Origin of the sequence: Niabella drilacis (assembly GCF_900101395.1) — a bacterium.
Lineage (GTDB): Bacteria > Bacteroidota > Bacteroidia > Chitinophagales > Chitinophagaceae > Niabella > Niabella drilacis.
The window spans coordinates 35,468-54,368 of record NZ_FMZO01000014.1; the positions used below are offsets into that span (position 1 = coordinate 35,468).

14 protein-coding genes are annotated in these 18,901 nt (G+C 46.8%); 7 read left to right on the plus strand and 7 right to left on the minus strand.

Annotation, left to right across the window (positions count from 1 at the left end):
- Nucleotides 1–7 precede the first annotated feature (7 nt).
- From BLS44_RS19990 to BLS44_RS20005, 3 genes are all read left to right on the plus strand, one after another.
- Nucleotides 8–754, plus strand: coding sequence for an ABC transporter ATP-binding protein (locus tag BLS44_RS19990; protein ID WP_090392011.1), 747 nt, complete (start codon nt 8–10; stop codon nt 752–754).
- Nucleotides 755–763: 9 nt separating this feature from the next.
- On the plus strand, nt 764–1,984 hold the full coding sequence (locus tag BLS44_RS19995; RefSeq protein ID WP_090392012.1) for an ABC transporter permease: 1,221 nt from the start codon (nt 764–766) through the stop codon (nt 1,982–1,984).
- Between the two features lie 239 nt (nt 1,985–2,223).
- On the plus strand, nt 2,224–3,420 hold the full coding sequence (locus BLS44_RS20005) for a hypothetical protein (RefSeq protein WP_245729305.1): 1,197 nt from the start codon (nt 2,224–2,226) through the stop codon (nt 3,418–3,420).
- A 141-nt stretch (nt 3,421–3,561) separates the two neighbouring features.
- Here BLS44_RS20005 and BLS44_RS20010 read toward each other — a convergent pair whose 3' ends face one another.
- The 3 genes from BLS44_RS20010 to BLS44_RS20020 all read right to left on the minus strand — a co-directional run bounded on the left by BLS44_RS20010 (nt 3,562) and on the right by BLS44_RS20020 (nt 8,301).
- Complete coding sequence (locus BLS44_RS20010; protein ID WP_143019863.1) at nt 3,562–3,987, minus strand: hypothetical protein; 426 nt, start codon at nt 3,985–3,987, stop codon at nt 3,562–3,564.
- Between the two features lie 77 nt (nt 3,988–4,064).
- Complete coding sequence (locus BLS44_RS20015) at nt 4,065–5,444, minus strand: hypothetical protein (RefSeq protein ID WP_090392015.1); 1,380 nt, start codon at nt 5,442–5,444, stop codon at nt 4,065–4,067.
- An 82-nt stretch (nt 5,445–5,526) separates the two neighbouring features.
- Nucleotides 5,527–8,301: a TonB-dependent receptor domain-containing protein gene (locus tag BLS44_RS20020; protein WP_090392016.1), complete on the minus strand. Its 2,775-nt coding sequence runs from the start codon at nt 8,299–8,301 to the stop codon at nt 5,527–5,529.
- 276 nt (nt 8,302–8,577) lie between these two features.
- On the opposite strand from BLS44_RS20020, the gene BLS44_RS20025 reads away from it, so the two are divergent.
- The 4 genes from BLS44_RS20025 (at nt 8,578) to BLS44_RS20045 (ending at nt 13,299) form a co-directional block, all read left to right on the plus strand.
- On the plus strand, nt 8,578–9,225 hold the full coding sequence (locus tag BLS44_RS20025) for a DUF47 domain-containing protein (RefSeq protein ID WP_090392017.1): 648 nt from the start codon (nt 8,578–8,580) through the stop codon (nt 9,223–9,225).
- Nucleotides 9,226–9,323: 98 nt separating this feature from the next.
- On the plus strand, nt 9,324–10,556 hold the full coding sequence (locus BLS44_RS20030; RefSeq protein ID WP_090392018.1) for an inorganic phosphate transporter: 1,233 nt from the start codon (nt 9,324–9,326) through the stop codon (nt 10,554–10,556).
- 682 nt (nt 10,557–11,238) lie between these two features.
- Entirely contained in the window at nt 11,239–12,264 is a 1,026-nt protein-coding gene (gene galE / locus BLS44_RS20035; protein WP_090392019.1) for a UDP-glucose 4-epimerase GalE, read from the plus strand.
- A 492-nt stretch (nt 12,265–12,756) separates the two neighbouring features.
- Nucleotides 12,757–13,299: a hypothetical protein gene (locus BLS44_RS20045; protein ID WP_090392021.1), complete on the plus strand. Its 543-nt coding sequence runs from the start codon at nt 12,757–12,759 to the stop codon at nt 13,297–13,299.
- Nucleotides 13,300–13,336: 37 nt separating this feature from the next.
- Here BLS44_RS20045 and BLS44_RS20050 read toward each other — a convergent pair whose 3' ends face one another.
- The 4 genes from BLS44_RS20050 to BLS44_RS20065 all read right to left on the minus strand — a co-directional run bounded on the left by BLS44_RS20050 (nt 13,337) and on the right by BLS44_RS20065 (nt 18,711).
- Nucleotides 13,337–14,437: a mandelate racemase/muconate lactonizing enzyme family protein gene (locus tag BLS44_RS20050; protein ID WP_090392022.1), complete on the minus strand. Its 1,101-nt coding sequence runs from the start codon at nt 14,435–14,437 to the stop codon at nt 13,337–13,339.
- A gap of 43 nt (nt 14,438–14,480) precedes the next feature.
- Nucleotides 14,481–14,939 (minus strand): hypothetical protein, encoded by a 459-nt coding sequence (locus tag BLS44_RS20055; RefSeq protein ID WP_090392023.1) that lies wholly within the window; start codon nt 14,937–14,939, stop codon nt 14,481–14,483.
- A gap of 105 nt (nt 14,940–15,044) precedes the next feature.
- Nucleotides 15,045–15,683, minus strand: a complete 639-nt coding sequence (locus BLS44_RS20060; RefSeq protein WP_090392024.1) for a response regulator — start codon at nt 15,681–15,683, stop codon at nt 15,045–15,047.
- 10 nt (nt 15,684–15,693) lie between these two features.
- Complete coding sequence (locus tag BLS44_RS20065; RefSeq protein ID WP_245729307.1) at nt 15,694–18,711, minus strand: ligand-binding sensor domain-containing protein; 3,018 nt, start codon at nt 18,709–18,711, stop codon at nt 15,694–15,696.
- Nucleotides 18,712–18,901 lie beyond the last annotated feature (190 nt).

Sequence of the window (18,901 nt, forward strand, 5' to 3'; positions counted from 1 at the left end):
TCGCTCTATGGAAAAAAAGATTTTAGAAATAAAGGAGTTGAAACGGGAGTTCCGGATGGGAGCCGAGACGGTGCATGCGTTAAAAGGTATCTCTTTTGATGTAAAGCAGGGCGAATTCCTGACCATTATGGGAAGCAGCGGTTCCGGCAAAACAACCCTGCTCAATATCCTCGGGTGCCTGGATAAGCCGTCGGACGGGAGCTACCTTTTAGACGGAGCGGATGTAAAGACGCTCTCCAGGGATGAACTGGCCCGGTTGCGCAATCATAAAATAGGATTCGTGTTCCAGGCATACAACCTGCTTCCCCGTACTTCAGCGCTCGAAAACGTGGAGCTTCCGCTGATGTATAATGCTTCCATCTCTGCCAGGGATAGAAAAGAGCGGGCGCTCCGTGCCCTGGAAGCCGTAAAACTGGCAGAGCGGGTAGATCATATGCCCAATCAGCTTTCCGGCGGGCAACAGCAGCGGGTGGCTATTGCCCGCGCCCTGGTAAATGAGCCCGTAATGCTCCTGGCCGATGAAGCTACCGGCAACCTGGATTCAAAGACCTCCTATGAGATCATGGCATTGATGCAGGAGCTCAATACCGGCGGCAAAACCATCGTTTTTGTAACCCACGAGCCGGATATCGCTGCTTTCAGCAGCAGAACGATCATGCTGCGGGACGGCCGGATCACAAAGGACTATTTAAATGAGCAGCCGAGGTCGGCAAAAGAAATGCTGGCTGCAATGCCCGCCACCGATGATTATTAAACAGCAGGTATGAGCTTTATCAACCTTTTCAGGATCGCCTTAAGGGCGTTGCAGCGCAATAAGATGCGGGCCTTCCTCACCATGCTGGGTATCATTATTGGCGTGGCCTCCGTGATTGCCATGGTGGCCATTGGCCAGGGTTCAAAAAAAAGCATCCAGGATCAGCTCTCCAGCATGGGTTCCAACATGATCACGATACGCCCTAACAGTAATGTAACAGCCGGCGCCCGGCTTGATTTTTCCAGTGTGCAAACCCTTACGGAGCAGGATATCAGCGCTATAAAAAAACAGGCGCAGTATATAACCGGTATTTCACCTGCCGTAAACCAGCGGGGCCAGGTCATCAATGGCAGTATGAACTGGGCCACCACGTTACAGGGGGTCAGCCCCGATTTCCTGGGCATCCGTAACTGGCCCTTAAGCAGCGGCATTCCGTTCACCGAAGCCGATGTAAAAACAGCCGATAAGGTTTGTTTACTGGGACAAACCGTCGTTTCCAATCTTTTCCCCAACGGGGATGATCCGGTTGGAAAAATTATCCGCTTTAACACCATCCCCTTTAAGGTTATTGGCGTATTGGCTTCCAAAGGAGAAAATGCTTTCGGACAGGACCAGGATGATATCGTAATGGCCCCATATTCTACGGTACAAAAGCGGATCTCAGCCTCCATTTATTTTCAGAACATCTATGCATCTGCCATTGATGAGGCCGGCACCGACAAGGCCGTAAACGAACTCACCACTATTTTGCGGGCCTCTCACCGCCTGAAACCGGGCGATGAAGATGATTTTACGATCCGCACCCAGGCAGAGCTGATCAATACCTTCAGTTCCACCAGCCAGCTATTAACCGTTCTGCTGGGCGCTATCGCCGGCATTTCGTTGGTGGTAGGCGGTATCGGCATCATGAATATCATGTACGTTTCGGTTACCGAGCGCACCAAAGAGATCGGGCTGCGCATGTCGCTGGGCGCCCGGGGTAAGGATATCCTGCTGCAATTCCTGGTAGAAGCCATTTTGATCAGTATTACCGGCGGGCTGATCGGTATTGCCCTGGGGATCACTTCCAGCCGGCTTATTACATTTTTCCTGAAATGGCCGACATTGGTTTCCCAATCATCCGTAGTGCTCTCCTTTCTCGTATGCGCCATCACCGGGGTATTCTTTGGTTATTACCCCGCTCAAAAGGCATCGGGGCTTGATCCGATCGAGGCGCTGCGTTATGAATAGGATGGCCTGCTTAACTGCCCATGAGGCTTTGGGTCCCGGTTTCCCGCTGATCCTCCTACCGGCAGATTTCACAAACAGCGCGCATAAAGCATCCTTTGCCCGGCTGCTGTTTTCTTCATCTTTACAGAAGAACGTTTTGAACAGGGACCGTCCTACTACAATAGGGCTTTACCCCGGATCTCTCAAAATTTAATATTAAAAAATCATTAATTTTTGTAACTTGGATAGATTCCGGAGTAATGAAAAAAGTGTTGCTTATATGGAGCTTCTTCCTGCTGACGTATACCAGTGTGCATGCGGGCAACGTTCCTAAAACAGTGCAATTCCTGTTTTATGGCGATAGTATCCAGTTTGCTTGTAATGAAACCCAATTAGTTACTATTGATGAACATACATTATCCGGGGCCAGCATCCTCAGTTTTTATACAGCAATCCGGCAAAAGGACTATTCCGGTGTTCTTGCTGCGTTAAAAAAATATGAGACCGAAGAAGGCGCCGATAACTGGCTGTACTACCAGCTGGTACGCGCCGTTGTGCAGCAGATCAGTCCCAAGGAGCAGAACTATATCCGCTATACCCTGTACAAATGGTACTTTATGCTGCTGTCCGGCTTTGACCCCATGCTCAGCATTAATGGCGGGCGCCTCCTTTTCTATATCCAGAGTGATGAAAACATTTATAATATACCCTACCGTATGAAGCAGGGTAAACAATACATATGCCTCAACTATCATGATTATGGCAGCAATATTGATTTTGAAAAAACACCTTTTAATGAAGTAGCCCTGCCTGTTCCTCAAAACAACCGCTCTTTTTCCTACAAGGTTACCCGGTTGCCCCGGTTCGAAACCACGGATTATGTAACCAAAGAACTGAAGCTGACCATTTATAACCAGGATTACGACTACCATATTAAGGTAAACCCCAAGATCAAGAATCTTTTTGCCAATTATCCCACGGTAGACTACAGCACGTATTTTTCGATACCGGTCAGCAATGCAACTCATGCTTCGCTGATCCCGATGCTGAAAAAGGAGCTGCGGGGTCTTTCCATAAAAAACGGTGTGGATTACCTGATGCGGTTCACCCGGTATGCGTTCCCCTTTGAGGAGGATACCCGCCAGTTTGGGCAGGAGAAAAGGTTGACTCCGGAACAAACGCTGTTGTATAATGGCAGCGACTGCGAAGACCGGGTTCTGTTCTTTTTTTACCTGGTTAAAGAGCTCTACAACCGGCCCATGATCGTACTGGTATATCCGCAGCACGTGACTATTGCCGTAAAACTGGAGAAGCCTGTTGGCACTTCCATTCTCTTTAACGGGGAGCAATACTCCGTTTGTGAGCCCACTCCACAAAAGGAAGATATTCCCATGGGCAAATTGCTGCCTCAATTAAAAAATGAACATTATGAAGTTGCGTACGCGTACCATCCGTAGCAGCAACTAATACACGCTTGCCTGCCAACAGAGATTGCTGCTGCCGTTAACGCCTCCGTTGCATAAGGCGCCCTATTTGCAACAGGGCACTTTTCCGGGCCAGGGTATTTTCCTTCATCTGGCTTTTTATGAGCAGACCCGCTACTGCGCATTTTTCGCGTACACCACACGGATCCCGTCCAATGCACTCTGGTCATAAAATAGCGTATCTGTTCCTTTCTTTATGAGTTCCGGAACACGTTCAATAACACCCCCGGGTATGGGGAACGAATAACTGAACTCAATAGCCGTTCCGGTAGCATGTTGCTTAAAATGATAGATCCCATCTTCGGTTGTTGTCGTTGTTCCATTGGTTCTTTTTACCTGGAACGTACTATCCGGGTTTAGCAGCAGGGTTTGTTTATATCCGAGGGCCGCTCCTTTTTTTATGCCGCCCCAGCCGGTACTGACTTCTGTAAGCGTCCACAGCCCTGCTTCATTTTTTTGAGGTTGTTGTTCCCTTTTCGTACAGGCGGCTACTGTAATTGCCATGCAGAGGGTGCAAAAGATATTCTTAAGAGTGATCATATAGCCTGGTTTAAAAAAAGAAAGAGAACCGTTACCGGCCCTCTTTCAAAAAAGCGATCCTATATCACGAGATATTATTAATATTCGTTCTGTTCTGCATTCCAGGTAGACCAGGTCCTGGTCCAGTCCGTGTTTTGATCAAAGGCGCCTTTGTAAGCAACGGCCTGAAAACCGGAAAGACCATCGAAATTTGCACCGGTAAGCGCAGGAGAGCCCGCTGCTAACAGGAAGCTGGGCGTTGCATTGAATTTATAGGCATCGGCAACTTTTGCTTCAGCGATCGTAGCTAAAATGGAGTTGTTGCTCTCGATCTGTGGTTTGATGACCGCGTTGGTTGTTTTAACAGGCTCCGGGCAACCGGCAATAATGTTATTTTTGAACACCAGGCTACCTGCAAGATAATTTAATGAAGTAGCTGTCCCCTTTGTATCATCGATATACACACCGATCGGGAATCCAACAAACAGGGAATTTACAATTGACAGGGAGGAGTTGCGACGGATCTGAGCTGCATGTTTGAAATACTCATGAATGGTGTTGCCCGTGCCGTCCATTGGTCCGATAATCGTCATGTTTGAAAAAACTCCTTTTGTTTGAGGAGTGGCAATAGATCCATTACCATCGTTGTCGGATTCAAATCCATTGGATTCAGATTTATCCCGATACAGGGGGTTACGCTGGGAAATCCCAAATTGCACTTTTCCGGAAAATCCGTTATCGGTATCAAAATCATCATCCCAGGTACCGGTAGCGATCAGGTGATCGGCATTTACTGTACCACCAAACCATTCAAAAGCGTCATCGCCGGAACGGTATACCTGTACATAGCTCACCTGTGTTCCAGACCCTACACCTCCAAAAGTAATACCATTAATTTCATTGTCCGTAGAGTATTCTACTCCGGCAAACTCAACCCGTACATATTTCAATACTCCGGAGTTATCGGCAGGATTGGTTCCTCCGTACTGGTTTAATGTTGTTCCGGTTGGAACTGTCAGGCCTCCTTCAATTTTTAATTTATCTTCCGGGAGGTTAACTGGTGCTTTGCCCAATAGGATCAGGCCACCCCAGTCACCGGCCTTCCTTTGTCCTTTGGGGAAATTGGAGGTAAATACGATGGGTTTATCTGCAGTACCCTGGGCGATGATCTTTCCGCCTTTTGCAATGATCAGGGTTCCTTTGGATTTATTATCTCCTTTGATAATGGTACCCGGCTCAATGGTAAGGGTAACGCCATCCGGAACATACACAAACCCTTTGAGCAGGTATTTATTATTTGCGGTCCAGGTTGTACTTGTAGTGATTGTAGAAGGGAGAGGACTACCTGATCCGTCTGCCTGACCGACTACGATCTCCGTTCCCGTTTTTGGAGGATCGATGGAGTCGCCTTTATCGTTGCCACAAGAGGCAAAGAACAATGTTGCAATGCCGAACAACAATGTAAATTGTTTTTTCATATTCTTAATGTTTAAGTTTTTAAAAGTAGAAGTTTAATATTACCGGATCATTACCTTCCGGTATCGTTTGTGTTAACAATTTTTAGAACTTATAGGTATAGGAAAGGGTGATGGTGGTGCCCGGACGATATTGTTCCAGGATCCAATCCTTATTCAATGTATTCATCCCGTTCTGGAACGAGCTTCCGTCAAATTTTTCATTCCCGTTCTGGTCAAAATAGAACCGCACCGGGGCATTCAGGATGTCTTTTGCGTTGAGCTTGAACGCGCTTTTGGGCGTTAGCTGATAGGATACCTGGGCATCCAGCAGGTTGCGCGGCATTTCATATACCATGCCATAGAGGTTACCGCCAACCAGGTCGATCCGCTGGCCGATCCTGTTGTACAAAACATTTGCACCAAACTTATTGTCGCTTGTCTGGTAAGCAAGACCGGTATTAATTGCATAGGGCGACTGACCGGTCAATGGTCTGTCTGAGATCGTAGACCCGTCCGGCAGGTACAAGGGTCCATCCAGCTTCACCTTTGACCGGATCAGCGCCACATTGGTATAAAATTCCAGTTGCTTCAGGCCTTCGCTGATAAAGTTCAGTTTCTTCCGGATCTCTGCCTCAAAGCCGATATTGGTAGCAGAAGGGAAGTTATTAGTGGTTACTTCCAGCGCACTTTGTGCCTTATAGATGGATGTTTCGATCGTATTCTTAAAATTCTTGTAAAACACCGATGCCGAAATGATCTCGCCCGGGGCCAGGAACCATTCATATTTAAGATCAAAATTATCGATCTGTGAGCGGGTCAGGTCCGGATTCCCCAGTACGTTTGCCATCCGCTCAAAATCATAATAATAGAATGGAGCGATCTCTCTGAATTCCGGCCGGCCCAGGCTTCTGAAGTAGGAAGCCCTGATATTTGTTTTGGGGGTTATCGAATACGTAAAGTTTGCGGAGGGTAAAAAGTCTTTCCAGGTTTTGCTGAAGTTCTGCGATGAGTTTACGTTCAGGTTGTAGTACTCATACCGTACGCCCCATACCAGGCGCAGCTTGTTGGTAAACTTGTTGTCCAGCATTACATACCCGGCATAGTTCCCTGCATTGGCGGTATAGGCATCCTGTCCCTGTGTAAGGTCCTTCAGTGAATAGATATTTGAGCCGATAACACCGGGGGTAAACAACTGGTCAATCGGGCTGCGCAATACCTCCTGCTCATTTGAAGCTCCCGGATTGATGATGGGCCCGATCATCCTGTTCTTATCATCCCTGTCGCGATAAGCGGCAAATCCACCCAGCTTAACCGATGATTTTTCAAAAAGGTTTACCGGTATGGTCAGGTTCACCGCGCCGTTATAGATCTTTTCATTCAGGTCTCCGAACAACCGGTTGTTTTCACGCCCCAGGTTCCCGAGGTCTGCAATAAAGGCATTGCTGGTTCCCATCGACCGGGAGTAGCCAACCTTCCGCTGATCGGGCCGGTTATTGGTCACCAGGTTAAATGATGCCAGGTAATCCAGTACCACGTCATTATCTCCCAGCTTGTTTTCTCCTTTAAATGTATTTTTCAGCAGGGATTTCTGGACCAGGTCAAATGCATAAAAACGGATATCGCTGCCCCGGCCCAGGTTGGAACCTTCCCTGTAAAGGAAGTTATCATCAAAGATCCGGTTGTATAAATTCTTAAAAGAATATTTGCCCTTCTTTGTCTGGTAGGACAAATTCAGTAAGGCGCCTATATTGCTGGAGTATTTATAGGTATTATCAATGTAATTATAGTCATCATACTGGCGCAGGGCATTTCTTTTTACCGTTTCGGAATGGGTATAGGTAATGCCCGCCGTATAACCAAATTTATTGCCGTTGTTAAACACCCGGAGATCTCCCATATTGGCCTGGAGGTTCAATTGCGGTAATGCCTTATTTGTTTTTATATTGAAATTGTTATTCAGGCTGGATAATGCCGCGTTGATCTGTTCCTGGCTGAGTTGTCTTCCTTCAATTGCATCTGTGCCGGGAAAGCTGGCAGGCAGCTGACGGGCGCCATTGTCAAAACCCAGGAAATCGGTTCCGGAACGGTAGCCCGATTTAAAATCCTTAAACGTGGCCACGGAATTATAACCTAGGCCAACTGTAAAATCGATGAACTTACGGGTAGGCACTTCTTTGGTGATCACATTGATCACACCGCCGGCAAAATCGGCCGGGAGGTCCGGGGTTCCGGCCTTGGTAATGATCATATTGTCGATCATCGAAGAGGGAATGATATCAAACGAAAATGCTTTCCGGTTGGGCTCTGTACTGGGCAGCAGGGTACCGTCTGTTAAACCCAGGTTGTAACGGTCATTTAAACCACGGATGATTACGAATTTGTTATCCTGCACCGTAGTTCCGCTTACTCTTTTTAATACATCGCCGGTAGAACGGTCCGGCGACTTGCGGATCGCCTCTGCAGAAATACCATCGGAGATGGAGGCGCTGGTCCGCTGCGCCTGGTACAGGGACGCAACGGTTCCCTGCTGACGGGCTCTTGCAGACACCACTACACCGGCCAACTCCCCGGAGCTGGGGGCCAGGCTGATGACCAGGCCACTATCTGCAACATAACTTCCCTGCCTGTACTGTATGGTCTGTGTAATATAATTAAGTGCCGTTACTTTTATAGCCGCCGTTTTATTGGTGCCTACATTTAACCGGAAGGCGCCATCTGATTCGGATATGGCCCCTTTGTTGGATCCTTCGATCAACAATGTAGCCCCAGCAACCGGTTCACCCGTTACGGAGTTGGTTATTTTCCCTGTGATATTCTGAGAAAAAACAGCGTTACCAAGAACAATTAAAAGCCCTGTGAGCAGCAGCCTAACTTGCATATAGAATATTTCTGCAAAGATTCAGATCACATTGTTACCTCATTGTTACCCCCATGTTACCAAATCGTCAACCAGGCATTACCTTAATGTTAACAGCGGTTGCAGCCGCAGTTTTTTTGTTGAAAAATGAGCAGAAACTCTTAAAAAAGAGGGGCGTTTTAGTCAAAAAACAGAATGAAATCCTATTTCCTATATTAAGGAATTATTAATTCCTGTAATTTTATCATTATGCTTCACTGAACGGGATAATTTTGCCACCAATTTTAAAAACATACCATGGGACTCAATTCTTTTCTAAAAATTTTTACCCCCAGCAATACCGTTTTTTTTGAATTGTTTGAAAAAATAGCAGCCAATGTAACTTCTATGGGGAAGCTTTTAAAGCAGATGGTGAATGAAACCGATATCAATAAACGGAATTCTCTTTCCCAGTCCATTATTGATATGGAGCATGGCAACGATGAGCTGACCCACAGCGTATTTACCGAACTGGGGAGGAACTTCATCACCCCGTTTGACCGGGAAGACATCCACTACCTGGCTACCTCGCTGGATGATATTGCCGACTATATTTATGCTACCGCCAAAAAGATCACTACCTACCGGGTAAACCCGAATGAAACCGGGATACAGAAAATGGCAGAGCTGATCGTACAGGCAGCAGAGCAGGTACAGGCGGCAGTAATGGAACTGCGGGATATGAAGAAGGTCCGCAATATTACAGAGGCCCTGGTAAAGATCAACAGTATCGAAAACCAGGCAGATGATGTGTTTGACCTGAGCATTGAGTATTTATTTGATACTGAGGCCGATGCCAAAGAAGTGATCAAGAAGAGAGAAGTATACCAGGCAATGGAGGTGGTTACGGATAAATGTGAGGATGTAGGGAACGTGATTGAATCGATTATCATCAAATATGCATAAGAACGGTTCATAGGTCATTAATGATGGGGCATCGTATAATTTATACAAGACGGTGGCCATCGGCGTATTATCAAATCAGCACATTAGCACATTAATTTATGTTTACCTATCTTGTTGTCATCATATCCCTGGCCCTGGTGTTCGATTATATCAACGGGTTTCATGATGCGGCCAACTCCATAGCCACGGTTGTTTCCACAAAAGTGCTTACACCCTTCCAGGCAGTTATCTGGGCAGCTCTTTTCAATTTTGTTGCCTATTTTATTTTTAAAGATCACGGGGTAGCCAATACCATTGCCAAAACGGTTAAGGAAAATTTCATCGACCTCAACGTGATCTTTGCCGGGCTTGTGGCCGCCATTATCTGGAACCTGTTTACCTGGTGGCGGGGCATTCCTTCTTCATCTTCACACACCCTCATCGGCGGATTTGCCGGGGCGGGTATTTCTCATGCTATCGGAATGGGCACCGGCAACCCGTTCACCGCCGTAAATTCCAGCGTGATCCTGACCATTGCCGCGTTCATCTTCCTGGCGCCGGTCATTGGAATGATCGTAGCTTTCCTGTTTTCCATCTGGTTCATAAACTCATTTAAAAAAGGCTGGCGGGTAAAACTTTTTTCCTTCCTGGTGATTGCCGCGGTATTTGTTTTCTTAAGTTTTGTGCTGGAGACCGATCCGGAAAAACTGAAATCGCATTACGAATCCTATGCACTTAAGGTCGTCTTTTATTCCCATAATTTTAAATACATTCTGCTGGGACTGATCCTGATCATTATGGCCATTTTCTCCCTTTTCTTAAGCGGATTGAATGCGCACCGGGCCAATATCTGGTTCAAGCGGCTGCAGCTGGTTTCATCGGCCATCTTCAGTATCGGGCATGGCGGCAATGATGCTCAAAAAGTAATGGGGATCATTATGGTAGCCCTGGTGGCCTACGATCCCAATACCTACAACCTGAACCATATGGTGGTTTGGGTACCGCTGGCCTGTTACACGGCTATTGCCCTGGGCACCATGAGCGGTGGCTGGAAAATTGTAAAAACCATGGGGACCAAGATCACCAAGGTAACACCTTTTGAAGGGGTGGCTGCAGAAACCGCGGGAGCGCTAACCCTGTTTGCAACCGAGGCCATGAAGATACCGGTAAGTACCACCCATACGATTACCGGCTCCATTATGGGGGTGGGCGCCACCAAACGCTTATCCGCCGTGCGCTGGGGGGTAACCATCAACCTGGTCTGGGCCTGGATCCTTACTATACCGGTAAGTGCCGTGCTGGCCAGTCTTGTTTACTTCATTATGAAACTGGTGGTCCCGGGGATCCAGTAGGGATTCGGAACACAAAATATTAAATAAAAAAAGTATCCGCACCCGGGTACTTTTTTATTTTAACCGGTTCATCAGTGATCAATCAGAAACTCCCAACTACTGGTTCCCGGTAAAAAAGCTGTTTAGTCAAAAACACCCGTCAAAGCCCGTATGGACGGGGGCAGCAGGCAGGTTATCGAATGCAGCCGTACCGTAGCTGCCAGGTTGGAAAAAGTTCCTTGCAATGGGCGGCCTTCCCGGCCACTTTTAACAGGGGATCAGCGATCAGGGAACACCTGGTCTGAATTTTGACTGCATTTACGGGAACTTTTTACAATAGCGATCCGCTTTCAGATCACCACTAATAATACCGACAAAGTGCTTCGGAATGAAATTTAAAAGCCAGGGCAAACGCATCTGAACCAGGTGAACAGAGCGCAACACGGAACACGATCAGGCCCCGTAATGCTCCGTGTTTGTAGCACAGCGTTAAAGAGAGCCCCTGCTCCTGCGGAGCGGAGCAATGCTGCAACCAGATGCTTTTGCCGGGGTTTAAAAGCGGGGGAAAAATCGGCAGCCGATAAAAAAGTCACCTTTTATTGATGTTCCCTATTTTCCACAGACACTAATGATTCCAAATCTCAGATCGAGGTACCATAACCTAACAAAAAAATCCGCACCTTTGTAACTCAATAAAAAATTTATGAGTAAGATTTTGGTGACCGGTGGTTGTGGTTATATTGGCTCACATACCATTGTGGATTTAATAGAGAATGGATACGAGGTCATTTCGGTGGATAACAATAGCCGGTCTCAGCCCTTCATCCTGGAAAACGTTGAAAAAATTACCGGCAAAAGCGTCAAGAACTACAAAGTGGATCTCTGCAATTTTGATGACACGCATGCTATCTTTGAGGAAAACCCGGACATTACCGGCATCATTCATTTTGCCGCTTATAAAGCAGTGGGAGAATCTGTAGAAATGCCCCTGGTCTATTATGAAAACAACCTGAACTCCCTGATCAATATTTTAAAATGTGCCCGGGATTTTGATACACCATATTTTGTTTTTTCCTCTTCCTGTACCGTATATGGCAACCCGGATCATATACCGGTGGTGGAAACCACTCCCACCAAACCGGCAGAGTCGCCCTATGGTGCTACCAAACAAATGGGCGAACAGATCCTGACCGATTTTGCAAAAGTTTTTGATACCAATGTGATCGCATTGCGTTATTTCAACCCGGTAGGGGCGCATCCTTCGATCCAGATTGGTGAGCTGCCTATTGGCCGGCCGCAGAACCTGATACCCGCCATTACGCAAACCGCTATTGGCAAGCTTCCCAAGATGACGGTGCATGGCGCCGACTACGATACACGCGACGGCTCCTGCCTGCGCGATTTTATCCATGTTAGCGATATTGCCCACGCTCATACCCTGGCTATCCAGTACCTGGAAACGATAAAAAATAAAAGCAACTACGAGATCTTTAACCTGGGAACGGGGAATGGAGTTACTGTCCTGGAAGCCATTCAATCTTTTGAGAAGGTGAGCGGTGTAAAACTGAACTATGAGATCGGGCCCCGCCGGCCGGGTGATGTGATCGCTATCTATGCCAATAATGACCATGCCGTAAAAAGCCTGGGTTGGGATATCAAATATGGCCTGGATGATATGATGCGCACGGCCTGGGAATGGGAGCAGAAGCTGGCGAAAGACAACCAGTAGCCGGATGCATTCTAAACTAATGTAAAAAATTTATACCGATAGTATAGAATACGGCACAATATCCCCCAGGTGGGGAATATTGCGCAATCCTTTCATAGCCGATCATAAAAGCATATTTCGTCTGCGTTAATCCGGAGTGGCCCCAATAGCCCCGCCCGGCAGTAATATTATAAAAATTCGTATTTTGTATAGTGGTAGCAACTTTATGAAATACGAATTTTTTACGTACGTGATGATCGATAAGATATTGGATAATATACTTATAATAAGCCGGCATCAAAATTATTTCTTTTCTCGGTCAGTGAGGACACTGACCGTGGCGTGGGCCGTGGTTTGTGTCCTCACAAACCACTGGTAATTACGCATTTTAATAAAATTGATTCCGGTTCATTATTAGTTTTTCTTCCGAAAACGAAGTGGTGGAATTTAAAAAGGCTGAAAACTCGTTTTCAAAAGACGATTTAGGCAAATATTTTTCTGCACATTAAGAGAATGTTCAATAGACAACGCAGGAAATTTTTCCCGCTGCCAGACTATGATTTATCGGAGCGCAAAGTAAAGGTAACTATCACCGGAAAAGTAGTCGACATTAATTATGCGCGGAAGCTGGCGGAGCTACCTGGCTTATCACTGAACGAGATTATTCTACTGGATCGGGTAGCCAAGCATAAAATGCTGTCGGATGAAGAAATAAGATTGTTGAAAACAAAAGGTTTGATCGAAGGGCGAAAACCGAACTTTCATATATCCTCTGATGTTGCCGCCATTACAGGCGAAAGAGCTTCGTATATTAAACAGAGAGGTTTTAAGGATGAACACTATAAAAAAATGATCCTTGAATACCTGGGAAAATATACGGAAGCATCAAAAAAAGATATTACCGAATTAATTCTGGACATTCTGCCTTCTGTATTAGATGAAAAAATGAAAGAAAATAAAATAAGGAATATTGTATACGCAATGTCGAAAAAAGACAAGACCATCGAAAACAAAGGAACAAATCGGAATCCGCGCTGGGTTTTAAAGTTCATTTAAACGTTCCTGCTTTTAGATAAACTTTAGATAAACGTTGCTATACTACTGACTTGAGAAAGTCTTCCCTTATCACCGCGCCGATACCCGGTGCATCCGGCACATCGATAATACCGTTTTCCTTATACTGCATTCCACCTTCCACAGGGTCTTCGCTGAACATCAGCGCCGTGTCAAAATCAAAATACACAATATTCGGGCTGCAGCAGGCCAGGTGTGCAAAAGCCGTCATGGCCAGCCGCGATTCCAGGAAGGCGCCGATCTGAATCTCCATGTTTGCCGCTTCTGCCAGCCGGATCATCTCAAGTGCATTATAGATACCGCCGCTTTTGCCCAGTTTTATGTTGATGCGGTCGCAGGCGCCCAGGTCAATCAGCCGTTGTACATCATGCTGATCGCCACAGGTTTCATCTGCCATTATCGGAATAGGGCTTTGGGCTTTTATTTTTGGCAGCTCCATAAATTCCCATCGGGCGATGGGCTCTTCGCAATGCTGGATGTTAAATGGTTCCAGCGCTTTCAGGGTTTCAATGGCCTCTTCCCTGTGCCACCCCTGGTTGGCATCCACGCGCAGCGGAATATCAATCCCCACAGCTTCCCGTATGGCTCTGATCCGCTCTACATCCTGTGCCCCGCCTTTGCCGATCTTTACTTTAATGACCGGGAATCCCCGGGCTTTTATTTTTAAAGCGTCCGCCGCCATTTTTGCAGGGGTGCCCACACTTACCGTGTAGTCCGTGGCTATTTCCTTCTGCCTATTTCCCCCCAGGAACCGGTAAAGTGGTTGCCCGGCATGTTTTGCAGCAATATCGTACAGCGCCATATCAAAAGCGCTTTTTATGCTTTTATTCCCGTAAATGACGCCGTCCATATCCAGGATGCGGTCACCAATAGCCAGGGGGTCCCTGCCCAGCAATATCCGTTCAAGATACCGGCCCACCACTAAACCGGTATCTGCTGATTCGCCATTGATGCTCATAAAAGGGCTGCATTCTCCCCAACCGGTAATACCGGCACTGGTTTCCATACGCACTACCACGCTTTCCGCATTGTACAACGGCCCCAGGGAAATGATAAAGGGCTCCTTCAGGGGAATAAACAGTTTATACAGGTCGACCTTTGTAATGGCTAATGATTGCATCTGCTAAAAATACAAAAGACCCGGCAAATTATAATAGCCGGCCTTAGCTGTCCAGGTCTCCCCGGCGAAATTTTTTGCTCGACTGTACCCGGCCGTTTTCATCTGTAACCAACCGGAACCCGTCCTTTTCACCCGTCAGGATAATCGTATAGCTGATCCGCTCAGGGGTTGATAACTCTGTAACCCCAAAGATCTCAAACCCTGTATACCGTTTTTTTAGCTTATAAGCAATCTGCAGGGGCAGCAGGTCGCCTTTGTAATACCGAAGGGTTTGTGTCAGCGCCCCGCTGCGGTCAAAGAATGCTTTTACCTTCATTTCCCGGAGGTTGAAATCCGCCACGGTATATTCCTCCGTAGCGTACCAGCTTAAATGGTCAACCTTTTTAAAAAGCATCCGGAAGGTTTCCCCGGCTTTTTTATTTTCGATATCCGGACCGGGGGTTGCGGCACAGGCCATATAGCCGGCAGAAAGAAGGAGCAGGATGAGTATCGGACGTTTCATGATACCAGTTTTTTACGTTTTTTGTTAAGATCCTTTTCCTCCTAAAGGTAGCAAAAGACAAACCGCATCATTTACCCCCTTTAGGGGGATTTTACATTTTACAGCCTATATAAATCTGCTTTTGCGGGCTACGCTCAGCGCTTCCGCCCGCGAGTTTACATCCAGCTTATGATAAATGTTTTTGATATGCGATTTTACGGTTTCCTGGTCAATAAATAACTCCTGCGCAATCTTTGAACGGCTTTTGCCTTCCGCCACACATTCCAGAATTTCGGTTTCCCGCTTCGTAAGGGGAGAGTGCTGGTTCTTTTGAAAATACTTCATCACCTGCAGCGCAATTTCCGTGCTCATGGCGCCGCCGCCCCTGATCACATCCCGGATATGCTCCTTGATTTTATTAAACGATGTATTTTTGGTAAGATAACCCGATGCTCCATTTTTTAACGCCGTAAAAACCAGGTCATCAGACTCATGCACCGTAAGCATGATAATGTGTACCCCCGGAAGTATTTTTCTTATTGCCGGCAGCGCATCTACACCCCTCATTCCGGGCAGTTGAATATCCAGCAATATAACATCCGGCCGGATCCTGTCCAATTGCTCCAGCGCCGCCTCTGCAGAAGCATAGTCACCAGACACGAAAAAATCTTCATCCGCACTCAAAAGACTCACATAGCCGTTGCGGATCACTTCGTCATCTTCGATAATACAGCAGTTGATCAGTTGATACAAATTCGTGTTCATTGTTTGACAATTAAATATTGTGCTTTTTATTTTTCTGCTCCTGTATGCCAAAGGTGAGACAGGCCCTGGTTCCCTGCCGGCTGGCAGTGTTCAGCGTAAAACTGCCGCCTATTTTTTCCGCCCTTCTCCGTATATTGTTCAATCCATTACCGGTAACGCCGTTCTTGTCAAAGCCGGTACCGTTATCTGTAAAATAAATCCCCATGGTGCCTGCCTGTTCCTGTTTACATTCAATGGTGACCAAGGTGGCCCCGGAATGCCGCATGCTATTGCTCAGCAGCTCTTTGAATATCATAATAATATTCCGGTTATACCCCGGTGGTATCCTTATATCGGGCTCATAAGCGCTGAAACCGGTCAATTCAAACACGATATCCGTATCGCTAAACAACTCCATACCCGTTTGTTTTATGGTTTGTAATACCTCTTTTAAATGATCGCTTTCCTTTGTAAGCGACCAGATGATCTCCTTTGTGCCGGTATAGAGACCCAGCGCATTTGAGCGTATTTGACCTATAAGCTTATTCTTTTCTTCATCTGCAGGGTCCGTTTTTTGCTGCAGCAGGTCGGCAAGCAGGGAGATGCGGGTCAGTTTATTTCCCAGCTCATCATGAAAATCCTCCGCCGTTTGTTCTCTTATTTTCTGCTGCTCCAGTTCTTTGATCTGCCGGATCTCCTTGCGTCTTCTTCGCTTTTCGTTCGTATAAATCAATTGTATACCGCCCCCGGCCAGTACCAGGGCAAGCACCATCAGTCCTTTGAACCAGGCTGTTTTATAATAAGGCGTGGTTATGGTAAAAGGATACTCAATGGTATTGGAAGACTCCTGGCCGCTTTTTGTTACAGCTTTTACTCTAAAAACATAGCTGCCGGGCTGCAGGTTCTTATAACTCAGTGCCACCTGCTCCTGCGGTAATGAAAATGCCGTATCATAACCATATAGCTGGTAGGCATAACGTAAAGAGGAAGGGTCCTTCAGATAGATGCCTTTAAAATTAAAAGCGATACTGTTACCTGCATAGGCAATCTGCGGCTGTACCGGCAGTTGCTCCCAGGCGGAAACGCGATGCCCCGGTGCTTCTCCGGCGCCGGGAAACACCGCAGCTTCCAAAACGATAAAGGGTTTGCTGCCTGGTCTTTCCTTTTCCTGAACAGGATTGTACAGAAAGGCCCCTTTTGTAGTGCCAACCCAGATCTGATGACGGTCATCCTCAAGAATGGCATTGAGATTTGTTTCTGAAGGCTCGTAACCATCAGCAATGGTATACTTTTTAATTTGAAATCCTCCGGTAGCGGCTTCAAAATGCACCTGCTGCACGCCCAGGCTGGTACCCACCCAAAGGAGTCCGCGGGAGTCCTTCAGCATCGCAAATACATTGTTATCAATTAAACCGTTGTCCGTATTAAAGGGAAGGACCTTGTTGCTGACTGTATCCACAAAAAACAGCCCTTCGTCCACACAGCCAACAACCAGGTAGCGTCCCAGCTTTTCAAAACAGGACACATTAATACCCTCCAGCACCGGTATGTGCAGCGGCACCGGCCGGTCATCAGCGGAGCATTTATAAATGCCGGTAGTAGTACCGATCAGTAAGGTATCATTCAGCAGTACGGAGCTTACAACGCCCCGGGGAAGTCCGGCAAGCTTCTGCACTTTATTACCCTCTACCCAATACCCCCCCTCCGTTGTATGGATCAGCATTCTGTTATCATAGGGCCTGATGGTATAAATGGGTATATGTTGTTTTTTTTCAAGAAAGAGTTCGGTTACCTGATTTCCCCTGATCTTTAATAACCGGCCATCCATGGTGCCTACATAAAGATGATTGCTGCCATCTATCCCCAGGCAGTTAACGCCCGCAGTGCTGTACCCGGAATAATCTATGTTCCTGAAGCTTTCTTTCCGGCTGTCATAGCAAAACAGTTTTCCTTCCCGCGTACCCAGGAAGAGGTTCCCTTCCCTGTCTTTGGCAAAGCCCATTACCACATTTCCTGTAAGTCCCGAGGTTTTATCGTACCGCACAAAGGGCCCGGAGGCATATTTGTACAAACCATCCCCGTCAGACCCGATCCAGATGATATCGTCCTTATCCCTATAAAGCGCATGGATGCCATTATCGGAAACCCCGTTTGTTGCGTTGATCCTCCTTTTTACAGCCCAACTTTGCATATCAATCATCCAGGCGCCCTTTACCGTGCCCAGCCACAGGGTGCCGGCATCGCCTGTAGTAAGCGTGGTAAAACGAGCGCCGGGGAACTGCTTCTTTTGAACAACGGCATTCCCCGTAATTTTCAACAGCGTGCCTTTATTGGTAATGGTCCAATAACTGCCGTCCTGTTCTGCGATCCTAAATAAAAACTCGCCGTTTTCCAGCCCGGCCACCGCCAGCCACTTTGACCACTTGCCTTGCCGGAGCCGGAACAGCCCTTCTGAATAAATATAGGCCAGAAGTATCCCGCTGTCGTTGCGGTACAGGCAGGTAATACGTTTCTGGTTTCCGGGCAACTCGTATTTTTCAAGTTTTCCATGGCGTACTACAAAAAGACCCTGCATAATTCCAAAAGCATACAAGGTTCCGTCTTCGTCTTCTGTGATGGTGTTACACATAAAATGAGCAGGGGAAGGAGCCTCAAAATGTTCGAACCGGTACCCGTTATACCTCGAAATCCCCTTTGGGGTAGCCATCCAGATATCGCCGTTACGCGCAGTATACAGAGCCGTTATATGACCCGACAGCAGCCCGTCTTTTTTTGAAAAGATCCTGAACCCGGTTCCATCAAAACGGTTTAGCCCGGCAAGCGTTCCTACCCAGAGATAATTCCTTTTGTCCTGGGTGATGCTGGTCACCTGCGACTGGCTTAACCCCTTGTCTACACTAAAATTTTCAAATGGAAGGCGCTGAGTTTCTGCCGTTTTTAAAGCAAGGCAAAACAGCAATAAAAAGCAGGTCCTTAACAGCAATTTTGTCATTACAAATCCCTCTATAAATATAACCCAACCCGGCCCGGTTTTATTATTAATTTTCATATATATTTATGAAAAGGGCAGGCAGTAAAAACCACCTGCGTTGCAATTCTTTATTACAAAAAAATTACATGAGAAAAATCGTATCCCATTGTCCCGGATCAACGGGGTAATCAGCTGCATCACTATAAAGCAAATGTATCCTGTTCATCAGAAACAAAAATCCCCCTTATCGGGGGATTTCTTTATCTTC